At 62.4% G+C, this 17,615-nt stretch carries 15 protein-coding genes; 2 read left to right on the top strand and 13 right to left on the bottom strand.

What is annotated here, in order from left to right; all coding sequences use genetic code 11:
* Positions 1-9: 9 nt before the first annotated feature.
* The 13 genes from lpxA to rpsB form a co-directional block, all read right to left on the bottom strand.
* Positions 10-798 (bottom strand): acyl-ACP--UDP-N-acetylglucosamine O-acyltransferase, encoded by a 789-nt coding sequence (gene lpxA, locus P9250_RS24590; protein WP_244827770.1) that lies wholly within the window; start codon positions 796-798, stop codon positions 10-12.
* 55 nt (positions 799-853) lie between these two features.
* Positions 854-1,312, bottom strand: coding sequence for a 3-hydroxyacyl-ACP dehydratase FabZ (gene fabZ, locus P9250_RS24585; RefSeq protein ID WP_244827769.1), 459 nt, complete (start codon positions 1,310-1,312; stop codon positions 854-856).
* Positions 1,313-1,697: 385 nt separating this feature from the next.
* Positions 1,698-2,789 (bottom strand): UDP-3-O-(3-hydroxymyristoyl)glucosamine N-acyltransferase, encoded by a 1,092-nt coding sequence (lpxD, locus tag P9250_RS24580; protein ID WP_244828014.1) that lies wholly within the window; start codon positions 2,787-2,789, stop codon positions 1,698-1,700.
* A 30-nt stretch (positions 2,790-2,819) separates the two neighbouring features.
* Complete coding sequence (locus P9250_RS24575) at positions 2,820-3,359, bottom strand: OmpH family outer membrane protein (RefSeq protein WP_244827768.1); 540 nt, start codon at positions 3,357-3,359, stop codon at positions 2,820-2,822.
* A gap of 84 nt (positions 3,360-3,443) precedes the next feature.
* Positions 3,444-5,756: an outer membrane protein assembly factor BamA gene (gene bamA, locus P9250_RS24570; RefSeq protein ID WP_244827767.1), complete on the bottom strand. Its 2,313-nt coding sequence runs from the start codon at positions 5,754-5,756 to the stop codon at positions 3,444-3,446.
* 77 nt (positions 5,757-5,833) lie between these two features.
* Positions 5,834-7,207: an RIP metalloprotease RseP gene (gene rseP, locus P9250_RS24565; protein ID WP_310395666.1), complete on the bottom strand. Its 1,374-nt coding sequence runs from the start codon at positions 7,205-7,207 to the stop codon at positions 5,834-5,836.
* Positions 7,208-7,214: 7 nt separating this feature from the next.
* Positions 7,215-8,432, bottom strand: coding sequence for a 1-deoxy-D-xylulose-5-phosphate reductoisomerase (locus P9250_RS24560; RefSeq protein WP_310395664.1), 1,218 nt, complete (start codon positions 8,430-8,432; stop codon positions 7,215-7,217).
* A gap of 10 nt (positions 8,433-8,442) precedes the next feature.
* Positions 8,443-9,255: a phosphatidate cytidylyltransferase gene (locus tag P9250_RS24555; protein WP_310395662.1), complete on the bottom strand. Its 813-nt coding sequence runs from the start codon at positions 9,253-9,255 to the stop codon at positions 8,443-8,445.
* On the bottom strand, positions 9,249-10,031 hold the full coding sequence (uppS, locus tag P9250_RS24550) for a polyprenyl diphosphate synthase (protein ID WP_310395660.1): 783 nt from the start codon (positions 10,029-10,031) through the stop codon (positions 9,249-9,251). The genes P9250_RS24555 and uppS overlap by 7 nt, the downstream gene beginning before the upstream one ends.
* Positions 10,032-10,113: 82 nt before the next feature.
* Complete coding sequence (frr, locus tag P9250_RS24545) at positions 10,114-10,674, bottom strand: ribosome recycling factor (RefSeq protein WP_244827762.1); 561 nt, start codon at positions 10,672-10,674, stop codon at positions 10,114-10,116.
* Between the two features lie 135 nt (positions 10,675-10,809).
* Entirely contained in the window at positions 10,810-11,523 is a 714-nt protein-coding gene (pyrH, locus tag P9250_RS24540) for a UMP kinase (RefSeq protein ID WP_244827761.1), read from the bottom strand.
* A 203-nt stretch (positions 11,524-11,726) separates the two neighbouring features.
* Positions 11,727-12,608, bottom strand: a complete 882-nt coding sequence (gene tsf, locus P9250_RS24535; RefSeq protein ID WP_244828013.1) for a translation elongation factor Ts — start codon at positions 12,606-12,608, stop codon at positions 11,727-11,729.
* A gap of 160 nt (positions 12,609-12,768) precedes the next feature.
* Positions 12,769-13,521 (bottom strand): 30S ribosomal protein S2, encoded by a 753-nt coding sequence (rpsB, locus tag P9250_RS24530; RefSeq protein ID WP_244827760.1) that lies wholly within the window; start codon positions 13,519-13,521, stop codon positions 12,769-12,771.
* A gap of 385 nt (positions 13,522-13,906) precedes the next feature.
* Here rpsB and map point away from each other — a divergent pair, with 385 nt between their 5' ends.
* Positions 13,907-14,719, top strand: coding sequence for a type I methionyl aminopeptidase (gene map / locus P9250_RS24525; protein WP_244827759.1), 813 nt, complete (start codon positions 13,907-13,909; stop codon positions 14,717-14,719).
* A 61-nt stretch (positions 14,720-14,780) separates the two neighbouring features.
* Positions 14,781-17,369, top strand: a complete 2,589-nt coding sequence (locus P9250_RS24520; RefSeq protein WP_310395656.1) for a [protein-PII] uridylyltransferase — start codon at positions 14,781-14,783, stop codon at positions 17,367-17,369.
* Positions 17,370-17,615: the final 246 nt, after the last annotated feature.

The raw sequence follows: 17,615 nt of genomic DNA, 5'->3' as shown, positions 1-17,615 counted from the left end.
CGGGCGCGCTTAGCGGATGATGCCGCGCTGCGACGTCGCGATGAAATCGGAGAACGCCTTGACCGGAGCATCGCCCTCGCCGCCTGCCTTGCCCAGATCCTTCAGTTGCAATTTCGCTTCTTCGAGTGACAAACCGCTCTTGTAGACGATGCGATACGCCTGGCGCAACGCCGAAATGGCGTCGGGCGTGAAGCCGCGCCGGCGCAACCCTTCGACATTGATACCGTGCGGCTCGGCCTTGTTGCCCGCCGCGATGACGAACGGCGGCACGTCCTGCACGAGCGCGGAAGCCCCGCCCAGCATGGAATGCGCGCCGATACGCACGAACTGATGCACGCCCGACATGCCGCCGACGATAGCATGATCGCCGACCGTCACATGGCCCGCCAGTTGCGCGTTGCTCGACATGATGATGTTGTTGCCGAGCCGGCAATCATGGCCGACGTGCACGTAAGCCATGATCCAGCAATCGTCGCCGATGGACGTCTCGCCTTGATCCTGCGCGGTGCCGGTATGCAGCGTGGTGAATTCGCGGATGGTATTGCGGTCGCCGATCACGAGACGCGTGGGCTCGTCGCGGTATTTCATGTCCTGCGGACGCCCGCCGATCGACGCGTAGTGGCCGATGCGGTTGTCGCGGCCGATGCTCGTGTGCCCTTCGAGCACGCTGTGCGAACCGACCGTCGTACCCGCGCCGATCACGACGTGGGGGCCGACGATCGCGTACGGTCCGATTTCGACGGTATCGTCGAGTCGAGCGCCCGGCTCGATGATCGCGGTAGGGTGAATCTTGCTCATGCGCTTATCGCCTCAAGCTGTTCGTGCTGCCTGTGTCTTGACGGTGAACGCGGCCTTAGGCGGCCGTGTTCTTCACGGTACACATGAGCTCGGCCTCGGCAGCGGTCACGCCGTCAACTTCGGCGCGCGCCTTGAACTTCCAGATGCCTCGCATGTACCGCTCGAAGTTGACGTTGAGGATCAGTTGATCGCCCGGTTCCACCACGCGCTTGAAGCGCGCGCCGTCGATACCCACGAAGTAATACAGCGTGGTCGACGGATCGTGCGGTTCCTCGGCGAAAGTCAGGAGCGCCGCGGTCTGCGCGAGCGCTTCGAGAATCAGCACGCCGGGCATGACGGGCCGCGTCGGGAAGTGACCCTGAAAATACGGCTCGTTGATCGTCACGTTCTTCAGCGCTTTGATGCTCTTGTGCGGCTCGAGTTCGAGTACGCGATCCACGAGCAGGATCGGATACCGATGCGGCAGCAGCGTGAGGATCTTGTGAATATCGAGGTTGATTTTTTCTGTGCTCATGGTCGTTCTGCTCGCGCGCGTATTGTGCGCGGAAATTGACTGCGGACGCGTTGAACGAATCTTGCGCCCGCCGGAAATGCCTTTGTGTTTATCTTCAATGCGGCTTACTGCGTGTTTTGTTGCTGCCTCGATGATGGGATGGACCGTCGACGCCTTTTGAAACCGTTGAACCCGGCTCGCTTACTGCGCGTTTCGTTTATGCGCCGGCGATGATACGAACCCTCGACGCTTTTACACTGCTTGACTCGGCCTGCTCACGGCACGTTTCGACGCTGCCTCGGTGAGAATACCAACCCCTTGCGCTGCTGAAATTGCTGACGTCGCCGGCTTACTGCCCGTATCAAGGTTGCCGGCCAGTGCTTTGAACCAGCGGATCTTGGCTTGCTTACTCCGCGCCGCCCGCGTCGCCCTTACCTGCTTTCTCGCCCAACGCCGTTTCGAGCGCCTTGATGCGATCACGCAGCTTGTCCAGATTGCGCACCAGCGCCGCGCTCTTGTTCCAGTCGGCATGATTCACCGCCGGGAAAGCGCTCGTGTACATGCCAGGCTTCGTCAGCGACTTGGAGACGCCCGACTGCGCCGTGACGATCACGTAGTCCGCCAATGTGACGTGGCCTGCAATGCCCACCGCGCCGCCGATCATGCAATGCCGCCCGATATTCGTGCTGCCCGCGATACCCGCGCAACCGGCGATAACCGTGTACGCGCCGATGCGGCAGTTGTGCCCGATCTGCACGAGATTGTCGATCTTCACGCTTTCTTCGATGACGGTATCCGCCATGGCGCCGCGATCGATCGTGGTGTTCGCGCCAATTTCCACGTCCTCGCCGATGTCCACCGCGCCCACCTGCGGAATCTTCACCCAGGTGCCGGTGCGAGCATCGCCTTCGCCCACGAAATCCGGCGCGAAGCCGAAGCCATCCGCGCCAATGACCGCGCCGGCGTGCACGATCACGCGCGCGCCCAGTTTGCAGCCGTGATACACGGTGACGTTCGGATACAGATGCACGTCGTCGCCCAACTTCACGCCGCGTCCGATGACCACGCCTGCATCCAGTTTCACGCGCTCACCGACGACCGCGCCCGCTTCCACCGTCACATGAGGCCCGATCACCGCGCTCGCCGCGACGTGCGCAGCCGGATCGACATACGCGCTCGGATGCACGCCGGGCTTCGAGACGGGCGTTGCAAGATCGATAAACGCCTGTGCGACGCGAGCGAAATAAGCGTAAGGGTTCGCCGTGACGATGAAATTCGTGCCCGCGCGATTGCCCACCTTCTCCAGATCGGCGGGCGAGATCAACACCGCGCCGGCGCGCGTCGTCTCGACTTGCGCCAGATACTTCTGGTTGGCGAGAAACGCGAGTTGCGCGGGGCCGGCTTTGTCGAGCGGCGCAAGCGCCTCGACCTTTTGCGTGCCCGCGCCGACTATCTCGCCGCCAAAGCGGCTGACCAGTTCGTCGAGCGTGATCGCCATGCCTGATGCCATGCGTTCAGTTACTCCGTGTCAGTTCGAGCTTGCGCCACTCGCGCCGCTCGCACCATTTTGCGTGCTCGCAGCCAGCGCCTTCAGCACTTGATCCGTGATATCGATGCGCGGGCTCACATACACCGCTTCCTGCACGATCAGATCGTAATGCTGCTGTTCCGCGATCTGCTTGATGACCTTGTTCGCGCGATCCAGCACCGCCGCGAGTTCTTCGTTACGACGCTGATTCAGGTCTTCGCGAAACTCGCGCTGCTTGCGCTGGAAGTCGGCGTCGAGCTGCGCCAGATCGCGTTGGCGCGCGGCGCGGTCGGTTGGCGCGAGCGAGGCGCCATTCTTGTCCATGTTGTCGGACATGGCCTTCATGCGCTGCGCCATGTCCTGCAGCGCCTTGTCGCGCTTGGAGAACTCCTGCTCGAGTTTCGACTGCGCAGCCTTCGCCGCCGCCGACTCGCGCAGGATGCGGTCGGAGTTGACCGCGGCGATGCGCGCTTCTTGAGCGCTCGCGCTCGCAGCCGCACCCAGGCCGAGAACCATCGACAACGCAAGCGCCAGCGCCATATGTTTCGAAAGCTTACCGGTTCGCAAAGTGTTCCTCACGTTACGTCGAAATGAATGAAGCCTCTGTTCTCGTCGCGACGCAGCTTAGAACGCCGTGCCGATCTGGAACTGGAACTTCTGATACTGGTCGCCTTCATGTTTCTGCAGCGGGAAGCCCAGGCTCAGCTTGAGCGGGCCGATTGGCGAGATCCATGCAAGACCGACACCATAGCCATACCGCAAGCCGTTCGCGCCGGCGCTCGTGCCGCCCTGATTCGGGTCGCCCCAGACGTTGCCGGCGTCGAGGAAGGTGAAGACGCGCAGCGTGCGGTCATAACCCGTTCCCGGCAGCGGGAACGTGAGTTCGATATTACCCACCGCCATGCGCGAACCGCCGATCGGGTCGCCCGTTTTCGCGTCACGCGGACCCAGCGAACTCGGCGAGTAACCGCGCACCGAGCCGATACCGCCCGCGTAGTAGTTCTTGAAGATCGGGTACGTCTGGCCGTCGAGGCCCTTGCCGTAACCGCCTTGCAGGTTGAAGCCGAGCACGAAGCCGCGCGCGAACGAGTAGTAATACTGGAACTGCGCGTCGAATTTAGCGTAGGTCGTGTTGCCGATAGGCGTGCCGTACTCCGCGTTCGATTGCAGGTAGTAACCGCGGCTCGGCACGAGCGCGCTGTCGCGATTGTCGCGCGACCAGCCAACCGTCAGCGGATAGTTGTTCACCACGCGACCGAATTCGTTCACGTAGTTGATGTACGACTGCGGCGTGGCCGAGTCGACGTCCATGGTGTTCTGCTCGGCGCCGACGCCGAAGAAGACCGTGTCCTGCTCGGAGAACGGAATACCGAACTTCGTGTCCGCGCCCATCGTCACGATTTTGAAGCTCGAATCAGTCGAGTAGTAGAGCGGCTGATACGTGCGGTAGTAGGCGTCCGTGATCCGCTTGATACCGTCGATGGTGAAGTACGGATCGACCTGCGTGACCGTCAAGGTACGGTAGGTCTTTGCGGTGTTCACGTTCACCGAGAGACTCGTGCCGGAGCCGAACACGTTGTCCTGCGAGACGCCCGCCGAGAGCACCACCTTGTCCGTCGACGAGAAACCCGCACCCAGCGTGATGGCGCCGGTCGGCTTTTCCGCGACCTTCACGTCCACGTCCACCTGGTCGTTGGTCCCTTCCACCGGCGTGGTGGTGACATCGACATCCGTGAAGTAACCGAGACGGTTGATGCGATCTTTCGAGAGCGCGAGGCGGCTCGAATCGAACCACGAGCTTTCCAGCTGACGCATTTCGCGACGCACGACTTCGTCCCGCGTACGGGTGTTGCCGTCGATATTCACGCGGCGCACATACACGCGGCGGCTCGGATCGACTTGCAGCGTGAGCGCCACCGTGTGATGCGCCTGATCGATTTCCGGCTGCGCGTTGACCTGTGCGAACGCGTAGCCGTATTCACCGAGCTTGTCGACGACGGCCTTGGTCGAGGACTGCAGCTTCTCGGCCGAAAAGAGTTCGCCCGGTTTGATCTTGATGAGCTTGCTCAACTCGGCGTCGCGACTCAGCAGATTGCCCGACAGCTTGACGCTGCTGACCTTGTACGGCTCGCCTTCATGCAAGGCGACGGTCAGGTACATGTCCTTCTTGTCCGGCGAGATCGACACCTGCGTGGAGTCGATGCTGAACTCGAGGTAACCGTGATTCAGATAGTACGAGCGGACATTTTCGAGGTCGCCCGTGAGCTTTTCTTTCGCGTAGAGATCGCTCTTCGTGTACCAGGAGAACCAGTTCGGCGTGGAGAGCTGCATTTCGCCGAGCAGCGTGCTCGAACTCACGGCCTTGTTGCCGACGAAGTTGATCTGGCGAATCTTCGCGCTCGGACCTTCGGCCACCGAGAACAGAATGGTGACGCGATTACGGTCGACCGGCGTGACGGTGGTGGTGACTTCGGCCGCGTAGTAGCCGCGCGTCAGGTACTGACGTTTCAGTTCCTGTTCGGCCTTGTCGAGCAGCGCCTTGTCGTAGGAGCGGCCTTGCGACAGGCCGACCGAGCGCAGCGCCTTGGTGATGGTGTCCTTGTCGAACTCGTGCAGACCCGCGAAATCGATGCTCGAAATGGCCGGCCGTTCTTGCACCTGCACGACCACGACATTGCCTTCGGTTGCGATTTGAACGTCGTTGAAGAAGCCCGTTGCATAGAGGGCGCGAATCGCTTCGGAGGCCTTGTCGTCGGTGAACGTGTCGCCTTGCTTGATCGGCAGATAGGCGAACACGGAACCCGGTTCGATGCGCTGAAGACCTTCGATCCGAATATCCTGCACGACGAACGGCGTAACGGCGTGTGCCGTGATACCCGTTGCGGCAAGCGCCGCGGCTACAGCCGTCTTAGGAACAAAGCGATGAGGTTTGAACAACGTGCTTCCCCAGTATTTAAAGCTGCATTCATTCCGGCGGTCGCTCGAACAACGCCGCCAGAGATTGTCAAAGTGGATCAGAAACGGATCAGGCGAGCCAGGTCATTGAACAACGCGATCATCGACAAAGCGACGATGCACACCAGCCCCGCCCGTTGCAGAACCAGCTGCCAGCGATCGGACACCGCCTTGCCGGTAACGGCTTCAACCAAATAATATAACAGATGCCCACCGTCCAAAACCGGAATCGGTAACAAGTTCAACACACCGAGGCTGATACTCACGAGCGCGAGAAAGGAAACGAAAGCCGCCAGACCCAAACGCGCGCTCTTTCCTGCATAGTCCGCAATGGTGACCGGTCCTGAAAGGTTCTTGAGCGATGCCTCGCCGGTGATCATCCGCCCGAACATGCGCAGCGAATACATGCTGATGTCCCACGTGCGATTCACGCCGAGACGCAGACTTTCCACCGGTCCGTAACGCACGTCGACGCTAGGCAACTGATTGGCGAGCGCAGCACCTATACGGCCGATATCCTTGCCGCTCGCCGCATCGTGCTTGACGTCGGGCGTCACCTGCACCGTCTGCTGCTTGCCCGCACGCTCGATCTTGAGCGTGACCGCTTTCGCGCCGTGCGCCTTCACGTAGTCGATGAAGCTCGTCGCGTTATCGACGTTATGACCGTCTATTGCGCGCAGCTTGTCGCCCGCCTGCAGACCGCTCTTTTGCGCGGCGCTGCCCGCCTCCACACCCGCGACCGTGAGCGTGCCACCGCCCGGCGTGAAGCCGAGCTTGTCCATGAAGTCCTGCTCGGCGTCCGCATCCGAAATGGTGCCGACACTCAGCGGAAAGTCGTACGTGCCTTCGTGCGTCTTCGCCGAAAGCACGATGCGGCGATGATCGAACGATGCATCCAGAATCTTCCAGCGCAGATCCGACCACGAGCGAATAGCGTGCGTTTCGCCGCCGTTGTCCGCGTCGCGCATCGAAACGATCTTTTCGCCGCCTTCGAAACCTGCGCGCGCGGCTGCCGTGTTCGCCACGGGGGTCGCGACGATTGCTTCGGGCTCCGACACGCCGCCCGCGAATACCGCCGCGAACAGCACGATGGCAAGAATGAAGTTCGCGACAGGCCCCGCCGCGACGATCGCAATGCGCTTGGCGACCGGCTGCCGGTTGAAGGCGCGTGGCAGGTCCTCGGGCGCGATGCTCTCTTCGCTTTCGCGCTCGTCGAGCATCTTCACGTAACCGCCGAGCGGCAACGCGGCAATGGTCCACTCGACGCCGGTCTTTTTGCTGACCCAGCTCACGAGCGGCTTGCCGAAGCCCACGGAAAAACGCAGCACCTTGACGCCGCACATGCGCGCGACGCTGTAGTGACCGAATTCGTGGACGACGACAAGTACGCCAATCGCAACGACGAAGGCGACGATTTCGGTCAGAAAGTTCATGACGGCCTCAATGGGCGATGGACTCGGCGCCTGGCGCGCTGGCGGTGAGTTCCGCGACAAACCGATGCGCCAGACGGCGCGCGTTCGCATCGGCGGCGAGGACGTCGTCGAGCGATGAAGCGCTGCCGTTTGGCAAGGAGTTCAGCACGCGATCGACGACATCGCCGATCGCCATGAAACCGATGCGGCGCGCGAGGAACGCTTCCACCGCGATCTCGTTTGCGGCATTCAGCGCCGCGCTTGCCAGACCGCCCGCTTCCAGCGCGCCGATTGCGAGCGCGAGACACGGAAAGCGCGTGAAGTCCGGCTTCTCGAAACTGAGCGTGGCGATCTGTGCGAGATCGAGCGGCGCGACGCCCGAATCGACGCGATCCGGAAACGCCAGCGCATGTGCGATCGGCGTGCGCATGTCCGGGTTGCCGAGTTGCGCGAGCACGGAGCCGTCCGCATACGAGACCATGGAATGGATCACGCTTTGCGGATGAATCAGCACCTCGATGCGCGAACCGGGCAAATTGAAGAGCCAGTGAGCCTCGATGACTTCGAGGCCCTTGTTCATCATGGTCGCGGAATCGACGGAAATCTTGCGGCCCATTGCCCAGTTCGGGTGCTTGCAGGCTTCGTCCGGCGTGACGTCGATGAGCGTTGCCGGCTCGCGCGTGCGAAACGGGCCGCCCGATGCGGTCAGGATGATCTTCGATACGCCGCCGTGCAGCTTTGCCTCGTTGTCCGCGCAGGGCGGCAGGCACTGAAACACGGCGTTATGTTCGCTGTCCACCGGCAGCAGGATGGCGCCGTTGTCACGCACCGCATCCATGAAAATCTGGCCGGACATGACGAGCGCTTCCTTGTTGGCAAGCAGGATGCGCTTGCCCGCGCGCGCCGCCGCGAGCGTAGGCGCAAGGCCCGCCGCGCCGACGATGGCCGCGACCACCGTGTCGCATTGCGACGCCCGCGCCACCTCGACTAGCGCGGCTTCGCCATGCGTCACCTCGGTTTTGCAGCCCGCGGCGTTCAGGGCGCCCGCCACGTGCGCGGCCGTTTCCGCGTCGCCGACCACGGCCACTTCGGGCGTGAAGCGCAGACACTGTTCGACGAGCTTGTCGCCGTTGCGATGCGCGGTGAGCGCGTAGACCGAGAAACGGTCCGGGTGCCGCGCCACGACGTCGAGCGTGCTATCGCCGATCGAGCCCGTGGAGCCGAGCAATGTAAGACGTTTTTGCATGAATTCTTCTCTAGCCGAGCATCAGCAATGCAATCGGCAGTACGGGCAGCAACGCGTCGATCCGGTCGAGTACGCCGCCGTGACCCGGCAGCAAACCGCTCGAATCCTTGACGCCCGCCTGGCGCTTAAGGAGCGATTCGAACAAGTCGCCGACCACGCTGAACGCAACCAGCACGCTCAGCGCGAGGAGCGCGCGCGCCCAGCCTAGATGTTCGACGAACGCGCTGAATACGGTCGGCGCCTCGAACGCGGTGGCGGCGGCAATCGTGCCGATGACCATCACCGCGACCCAGCCGCCGATCGCGCCTTCCCAAGTCTTGCCCGGACTGATGGACGGGGCCAGCTTGTGGCGGCCAAGGGCTTTGCCGGCGAAGTATGCGCCCACATCGGCCAGCCAGACTACTAGAAGAAGCGATAGCACGAAAGCCACGCCCACGGTGCGGGCCGCGACCACCGCGTGCCAGCAGGCCACGAACACGACGATTCCGGCAAAAAGCAGGAAGCCGCGCCACGCACCCGCCGAAAGCACGGGCTTGCGCAAAAGCGCATATGGCCCGGCCAACACCCAGAAAATAGCGGCCATTTCGAAGAGCGCCTTGGGCGCGACGCCGAGAAACGTGCTGAAAATGAGCGCGAGTCCCGCAATGAGCGCGTAGGCCACCGGACCCGCGCCGTTGAGCTTGAGGAGCCGTCCCCATTCCCATGCGGCGAAGACGACGACAAAACCGATCAACGCCCCGAATACGCCGATCGGCGCGAACAACGTGACCGGCACGAGGACCGCAAGCAGGACGATTGCCGTGATGACACGGGTTCTTAGCATGAAAGGGTGTCGGCCTTCTGCGATTGGTTTTCGACTTGTGCGCTGGTGCGCCCGAAGCGGCGTTCACGCTCGCCATACGACGCGATGGCGCGATCCAGCGCTTCGGCGTCGAAATCGGGCCAGTAGGTATCGGTGAAATAGAACTCGGTGTAGGCGAGTTGCCACAGCAGAAAATTGCTGATGCGCTGCTCGCCGCCCGTACGGATGAAGAGATCCGGCTCGGGCGCGTAAGCCATGGCGAGATGCTCGGCGAAGGATTCGTCGTCCACGCGCGCCGGCACGCCCTGCTCAAGCGATTGCGCGATGAGCTTCTTCGTCGCCTGCATGATGTCCCAGCGCCCGCCGTAATTGGCGGCGATGGTGAGCGTCAAACGCGTATTGCGCGCCGTCTTGGTCTCGGCACGCTGAATGAGCGCGCGGATGCGGTCGTCGAACATGCCGGTGTCGCCGACCACGCGCAGACGGATGCCGTTGGCGTGCAGCTTGCCGATTTCGCGCTCGAGCGCGGTCACGAACAGGCGCATGAGAAACGACACTTCCTCGGTCGGACGGCGCCAGTTTTCGGAACTGAACGCGAACAGCGTGACGAATTCGACGCCGCGCCGCGCGCAGCTTTCGACGGTGGCGCGCACCGCATCGACGCCGCGGGTGTGACCGGCGACGCGCGGCAGGCGCCGCTCGGTCGCCCAACGGCCGTTGCCGTCCATGATGATCGCGACGTGGCGCGGGACAGCCGCGACATCGGGCACGCGAACGGTAGAGCTGGTATAGGTCATGGCCGTTGAATCTTGAAATCGACAGAAGTGAGAGCCAGCCTCAATCTAAATGGTCGAGGCTGGCAAGACCGTATCTACGGCCTCACACCGTCATGATTTCGGCTTCTTTGGTCTGGACGAGCTTGTCGATTTCGGCGACGAACTTGTCGGTGAATTTCTGCACGTCGTCGCTTGCGCGGCGCTCGTCGTCTTCCGAAATCTCTTTGTCCTTCACGAGCTTCTTCAGTTGCTCGTTCGCGTCGCGGCGCAGGTTACGCACAGCGATCTTCGCCGATTCGCCTTCGCTCTTCACGACCTTGGTCAGCTCGCGGCGGCGCTCTTCGGTGAGCGCGGGCATTGGCACGCGGATCAAATCGCCCTGCGTTGCCGGGTTCAGACCGAGGTCCGACTCGCGGATCGCCTTTTCGACGACGCCGACCATCTTCTTTTCCCACGGCTGCACGCCGATCGTGCGGGCGTCGACGAGCGTCATGTTCGCCACTTGGGAGATGGGCACATTCGAGCCGTAGTAGTCGACCTGGATGTGATCGAGCAGACCCGTGTGGGCGCGGCCCGTGCGGATCTTCGCGAGATCGGCCTTGAACGCTTCGATCGACCGCGTCATCTTCTGGTCGACGCCTTTTTTAATGTCAGCCACACTCATTTGAACCTCCGAAACCTTGGGTTACTGGCAATCTAGGCGCCTTCGCGCGATCTTCCGGCGTGCTCCACACCGGCCGCGGCGCGGCGCCCTTTCAACGTCGCTGAACTTCTCGTTGACCACTCTCAACGCGAGAGTTTACACGTGGACGAGCGTACCTTCGTCGTCGCCTTGCACGATGCGCTTGAGCGCGCCCGGCTTCGTGATCGAGAACACGCGGATCGGCAGCTTCTGGTCGCGGCACAGCGCGAAAGCCGTGGCGTCCATGACTTGCAGATTGCGGCCGATCGCTTCGTCGAAGCTGATCGTGCTGTAGCGCGTGGCGCTCGGATCTTTCTTCGGGTCGGCGGAGTATACGCCATCGACCTTGGTTGCTTTCAACACCACTTCGGCGCCCACTTCCGCGCCACGCAAGGCAGCAGCGGTGTCGGTCGTGAAGAACGGGTTGCCCGTGCCGGCCGCGAAGATCACGACCTTGCCTTCTTCGAGCTGGCGAATCGCGCGGGGGCGGATGTACGGCTCGACCACCTGGTCCATGCGCAGCGCGGACTGAACGCGCGCTTCGATGCCGGCGTGACGCATGGCGTCTTGCAGCGCCAGCGCGTTCATCATGGTCGCGAGCATGCCCATGTAGTCGGCCGTCGCCCGGTCCATGCCGGCCGCGCCGCCCGCCACGCCACGGAAGATGTTGCCGCCGCCGATCACGACGGCCATTTGCGTGCCCATCCGCACTACTTCAGCGACATCCGCCACCATCCTTTCGATTGTCGCGCGATTGATGCCGAAGGCATCGTCGCCCATGAGGGCTTCGCCGGAGAGTTTGAGGAGTACGCGTTTGTAGGCTGTGGGCATATGAGTTTCCGATCGCGCCGAGGAGGGTTGCAACAACGTAGAACTGTAGGGGTGAAACAATATTTACCGCAAGCGGCCGGATCGGGCGACGGGCGCGACGCATACGGGTTTTCCCGAATTCGCCGCGCCCGCGCGATGCTTGCCGCCTTACTGCCTTTCGATGCCCGGCGCCGCCATACCGCCGAGCGCCTTCACTTTAAAACTCAGCCTTGCTTGGCGGCGGCAACTTGCGCAGCCACTTCCGCCGCGAAGTCGTCCTGACGCTTCTCGATGCCCTCGCCCACCACGAACAGCGCGAACTTCTGCACCGACGCGTTTGCGGCCTTCAACATCTGTTCGATCGTCTGCTTGTCGTTCTTCACGAACGGCTGGTTCAGGAGCGACACTTCCTTCAGGTACTTCTGGACGCTGCCTTCGACCATCTTGGCGACGATTTCAGCCGGCTTGCCCGATTCAGCGGCCTTTTGCTCGGCGATGCTGCGTTCCTTCGCGATCAGGTCGGCCGGCACTTCGTCCGACGACAGCGAGACCGGCTTCATGGCCGCGACGTGCATGGCGACGTCCTTGCCGACTTGCTCGTCCGCGCCCGTGAACTCGACCAGAACGCCGATACGCGCACCGTGCAGATACGAGGCCAGCTTGTTCGCGGATTCAAAGCGCACGAAACGGCGAATCGACAGGTTTTCACCGATCTTGCCGACGAGCGCGAGGCGCACGGCGTCGACCGTCGAGCTTTCGAGCGGCAGCGCGGAGAGCGCGGCCACGTCAGCCGGATTGTTCTTGGCCACGAGTTCGGCGATCGTCTTGGCGAAGGCCAGGAAGTCGTCGTTCTTGGCAACGAAGTCGGTTTCGCAGTTCAGTTCGACGAGCGCGCCCACGCCGCCGTCGATATACGACGTGACGATGCCTTCAGCCGTCACGCGCGATGCCGCCTTGCTCGCCTTGTTGCCGAGCTTCACGCGCAGCAGCTCTTCGGCGCGCGCCATGTCGCCGTCGGCTTCCGTCAGCGCCTTCTTGCATTCCATCATCGGCGCGTCGGTCTTCGCGCGCAGTTCTGCCACCATGCTTGCGGTAATTGCCGCCATCATTCGCTCCTTGAGTCTGTTTGATACGTCCCGCCGCTTGAATCCGCCACGGGAAAGGGTACTGGACGTGCATGAACGCAATGTCGCGCTCCCGAGTGCCGCGGCTTAAAAAAAAGGGGCCTTTCGCAAAGCCCCCTTTTATATCGGCCACAGGGCTCGATTACGCCTCTGCGTTGACCTCGACGAACTCGTCGCCGTCGCCTTCACGGACAGCCTGGACCACGTCGTTCACCGCGTTTGCACGGCCTTCGAGGATCGCGTCGGCCACGCCTTCGGCGTACAGCGCGACGGCCTTGCTGGCGTCGTCGTTACCCGGAATGACGTAGTCGATGCCTTCCGGCGAGTGGTTCGTGTCGACCACGGCGATGACCGGAATACCAAGCTTCTTGGCTTCGGTCACGGCAATCTTGTGGTAGCCGACGTCGATCACGAAGATCGCGTCCGGAATGCCGCCCATGTCCTTCACGCCGCCGATCGACTTCTGCAACTTCTGCATTTCGCGTTCGAACAGAAGCGCTTCCTTCTTGCTCATGCGCTCGGTTTCACCCGATTCGACGGATGCTTCCATGTCCTTCAGGCGCTTGATCGAAACCTTCAAGGTCTTGAAGTTGGTCAGCATGCCGCCGAGCCAGCGGGCGTTGACGAAAGGCATACCCGAGCGGGCGGCTTCCTGAGCGATGGTGTCGCGAGATTGACGCTTCGTGCCCACGAACAGGATCGTGCCGCGGTTCGCTGCCAACTGGCGCACGTACTTCAGCGCGTCGTTGTAGAGCGGCAGCGTCTTTTCGAGGTTGATGATGTGAATCTTGTTGCGATGACCGAAAATGAACGGGGCCATCTTGGGGTTCCAGAAGCGCGTTTGGTGACCGAAGTGGACACCGGCTTCCAGCATTTGACGCATCGTGACTGCCATGAAATTCTCCGCGAGGGTTGGGTCTTAAGCCGGCTGCCGCATCCCGCGCCCGGTGCTTCTAGCTAACCGGACGCCGGACACCCTGGGTGCGCCGGCTTGCGAATCGAACGATTGTCTGTAAGAGAAGCGAGACGTCACGCCACCCTAACTTTCAACCTCTTTCCAAGCCCTACTACACCTAGATAAAAGTGTGGATAGGACTTAGCCCGTAACTATAGCATGTGAGGATTGACTAGCTCAAGCCGCTTGCAGGTGCCCGAAAGCGCTTGGGGAAGCCCGATCCATGCCCCGCATGCCTTTGATTCGGGCTGCGGCGCCCTCTCTAAGGTGCGATAATGCCGATTTCGCGGCTCACGGCCGCATACACGCATTTCTGAGCCTAGTCATGTCCATTACGCTGAAAAACGATCACGATATCGCGCAAATGCGCGTCGCCTGCCGGCTCGCCAGCGAAGTGCTCGATTTCATCACGCCGCATATCGTTGCTGGCGTGACCACCGAAGAACTCGACCGCCTTTGCCACGAACTCATGGTGAAGGAACAGGGCACGGTGCCCGCACCGCTCAACTATCAGCCGCCGGGTTATCCGCCTTACCCGAAAGCCACCTGCATTTCCGTCAACGACGTAATCTGCCACGGCATTCCCGGCGAAAAAGTGCTCAAGAACGGCGACGCGCTCAATATCGACGTCACCGTCATCAAGAACGGCTATTTCGGCGACACGAGCCGCATGTTCATCGTCGGCGAAGGGTCCATTCTGGCGAAGCGTCTGGTGCAAACCACCTTCGATTGCATGTGGCTCGGCATCGATCAGGTGCGTCCGGGCGCGCATCTCGGCGACATCGGCGCGGCTATCCAGAAGCATGCCGAGGCGCAAGGTTACAGCGTGGTGCGCGAATATTGCGGTCACGGCATCGGCCAGGTGTTCCATGAAGAACCGCAGGTGCTGCATTACGGGCGCGCGGGTACGGGTATCGAACTGGAAGCGGGCATGATCTTCACCGTCGAGCCGATGATCAACGCCGGTCGCCGCGAAATCCGCACGATGCCGGATCAATGGACCGTCAAGACGCGTGATCGCAGCCTTTCCGCGCAGTGGGAACATACCGTTCTCGTCACGCCGACCGGTTACGAAGTCCTGACCGTGTCCGCGGGCACGCAGGCGCCCTCGCATTTGATCGCGGCCACGGCTTCCTGAGCTTCGCCGCGCCCCGGCCGCGCTTGCGTGCGCGGCCTTCTTCCTTCCTGAATCCGAGCCCATGAGCGTCACAGTCCCTGTCGCCACGCCGTGTGAAACGCTGCGCGCTGCCTACAAGGCGGCGAAGTCGGCGCTCATCGAACGCTTTCAGACGGCTTCGAACGTCGAACCGTTGATGCACGCGCTCGGGCGCGCCACCGACGACGCGCTCAAGGGCGCCTGGGCCGCCTGCGATATGCCGGCGGACGCGGCGCTGGTCGCGGTCGGCGGCTATGGGCGCGGCGAACTCGCGCCGTATTCGGACGTCGATATCCTCGTGCTTCTGCCCGATGCCGGCGGCGATCAGGAAGACGTGGGCCCGCTCAACGCGCGCGTCGAGCGGTTTATCGGCATGGCGTGGGATCTTGGGCTCGATATCGGCAGCAGCGTGCGTTCGGTCGAGCAATGCATCGCGGAAGCGAGCGGCGATGTCACCGTCCTCACGTCGCTGCTGGAGGCGCGGCGCATCTTCGGCAGCGCGGAACTGTTCGAACGCTTTTCCGCGCGCTACAAGGAGACGCTCGATCCGCGCGGCTTCTTCCAGGCGAAGGTGCTGGAAATGCGTCAGCGCCACGCGAAGTTTCAGGACACGCCGTACAGCCTCGAGCCGAACATCAAGGAAAGTCCGGGCGGTCTGCGCGATCTTCAGCTCATTCTCTGGATTTCGCGCGCAGCCGGTTTCGGCAGTAGCTGGCGCGAACTCGACCTGCGCGGTCTCATTACCGACCGCGAAGCGCGCGAACTGCGCCGCAACGAAGCGTTTCTCAAGACTTTGCGTGCGCGGTTGCACGTGATTGCGAAGCGTCGCCAGGACATTCTCGTCTTCGATTTGCAGACGCCGCTCGCCGAGAGTTTCGGCTTCAAACCGACGACTGCCAAGCGCGCGAGCGAGCAGTTGATGCGCCGCTACTACTGGGCGGCAAAGGCCGTCACGCAGCTCGCGACCATTCTGATTCAGAACGTCGAGGCGCAGTTGTTCCCGTCGACGAGCGGTATCACGCGCGTCATTTCGGGGCGCTTCGTTGAGAAGCAGGGCATGCTGGAAATTGCCCGTGACGACGTCTTCGAGCGCGAACCGCACGCCATTCTCGAAGCGTTCCTGCTCTACGAGCAGACCCGCGGCATCAAGGGACTCTCGGCGCGCACGCTGCGCGCGATCTACAACGCGCGCGAACTCATGGACCGCGACTGGCGGCGCGACCTGGAGAACCGGCGTCTCTTCATGGAGATTCTCAAGCAGCCCGAGGGCATCACGCACGCGCTGCGTCTCATGAACCAGACGAGCGTGCTCGGGCGTTATCTGCTGAACTTCCGGCGCATCGTCGGACAGATGCAGCATGACCTTTACCATGTCTATACGGTCGATCAGCACATCCTGATGGTGCTGCGCAACCTGCGCCGCTTTGCGATAGCGGAGCATGCGCACGAGTATCCGTTTTGCAGTCAGTTGATGGGCAATTTCGAGCGCCCGTGGGTGCTCTACGTCGCGGCGCTCTTCCACGACATCGCGAAAGGTCGCGGCGGCGATCATTCGACCCTCGGCATGGCCGATGCCCGTCGCTTCTGCCGCGAACACGACATGTGCCAGGAAGACACCGACCTCGTCGTGTGGCTCGTGCAGCAGCATCTGACGATGAGCCATGTCGCGCAGAAGCAGGACACGAGCGACCCTGAAGTCATCAAGCAGTTCGCCTCCGTGGTAAAGACCGAGCGGCGGCTGACCGCGCTTTATCTTCTGACCGTGGCGGACATTCGCGGCACGTCGCCCAAGGTCTGGAACAACTGGAAGGGCAAGCTGCTCGAAGACCTGTTCCGCGCGACGCTCGCCGTGCTCGGCGGCGCACAGCCGGATGCGCACTCGGAACTCAAGTCGCGTCAGGAGGCGGCGCTCGCGCTCCTGCGTCTGGAAACCGTGCCGGAGAATGCGCAGCGCGAGCTGTGGGACAAACTGGATGTCGGCTACTTCTTGCGTCACGATGCCGCGGATATTGCGTGGCAAACGCGTGTGCTGTACCGGCATGTCGAAAGCGACGCGCCGATCGTGCGCGCGCGCCCGTCGCCCATCGGCGCGGCGCTACAGGTGCTGGTGTACGTGAAGGACCGGCCGGATCTGTTCGCCGGCATCTGCGCGTACTTCGACCGCAATGGCCTTTCCGTGCTGGATGCCCGCGTGACGACGACGCGACATGGCTACGCGCTCGATAACTTTCTCGTGGCGCATCCCGATCACGACGGGAGTTATCGCGACATCGCGAATCTCGTCGAACAACAATTGAGCACGCTTTTGGCGGACGAGCGCATTTTGCCCGAGCCGTCGAAGGGCCGCGTATCGCGGCTCGTGCGCACCTTTCCTGTCACGCCGCGTGTGGATTTGCGCCCGGACGAGCGTGGCCAGTACTACATCCTTTCCGTGTCGGCCAACGACCGGCAGGGCCTTCTTTATTCGATCGCGCGCGTTCTGGCGCAACACCGGATCGGCGTGCAGGCAGCGCGAATCAACACGCTTGGCGAACGCGTCGAGGACGTGTTTTTGCTCGACGGCAAGAGCTTGTCGAACAATCGCACCCAGATCCAGATCGAGACCGAACTGCTGCGCGCGATCGCAGCCTGAAATTTTATGCGCGTCAAACTGACAGCCAAACATCCGCGTCCGACATCGTCGACGCGGTCGCCGGTTCGCACCGGTAGTTCCACCGCCCGCAAGACCACGCGGCCTGAAACGCCGCACGAGCGGCCGTCGACACCACGCGGTGCGGGGGGCGATTCGCGCGCGGGATTCGATAAGCGGGGCGCGGGGGATCGGTCGGAGCGTCGGCCCGGTTCTTCGGGCGGCGATGAGCGGCGCGCGTTTAAACCG

Origin of the sequence: Caballeronia sp. LP006 (assembly GCF_031450995.1) — a bacterium.
Classification (GTDB): Bacteria; Pseudomonadota; Gammaproteobacteria; order Burkholderiales; family Burkholderiaceae; genus Caballeronia.
Note: the sequence above shows the minus strand (reverse complement) of the source record. Positions and strands in the feature narration are given on the sequence as shown.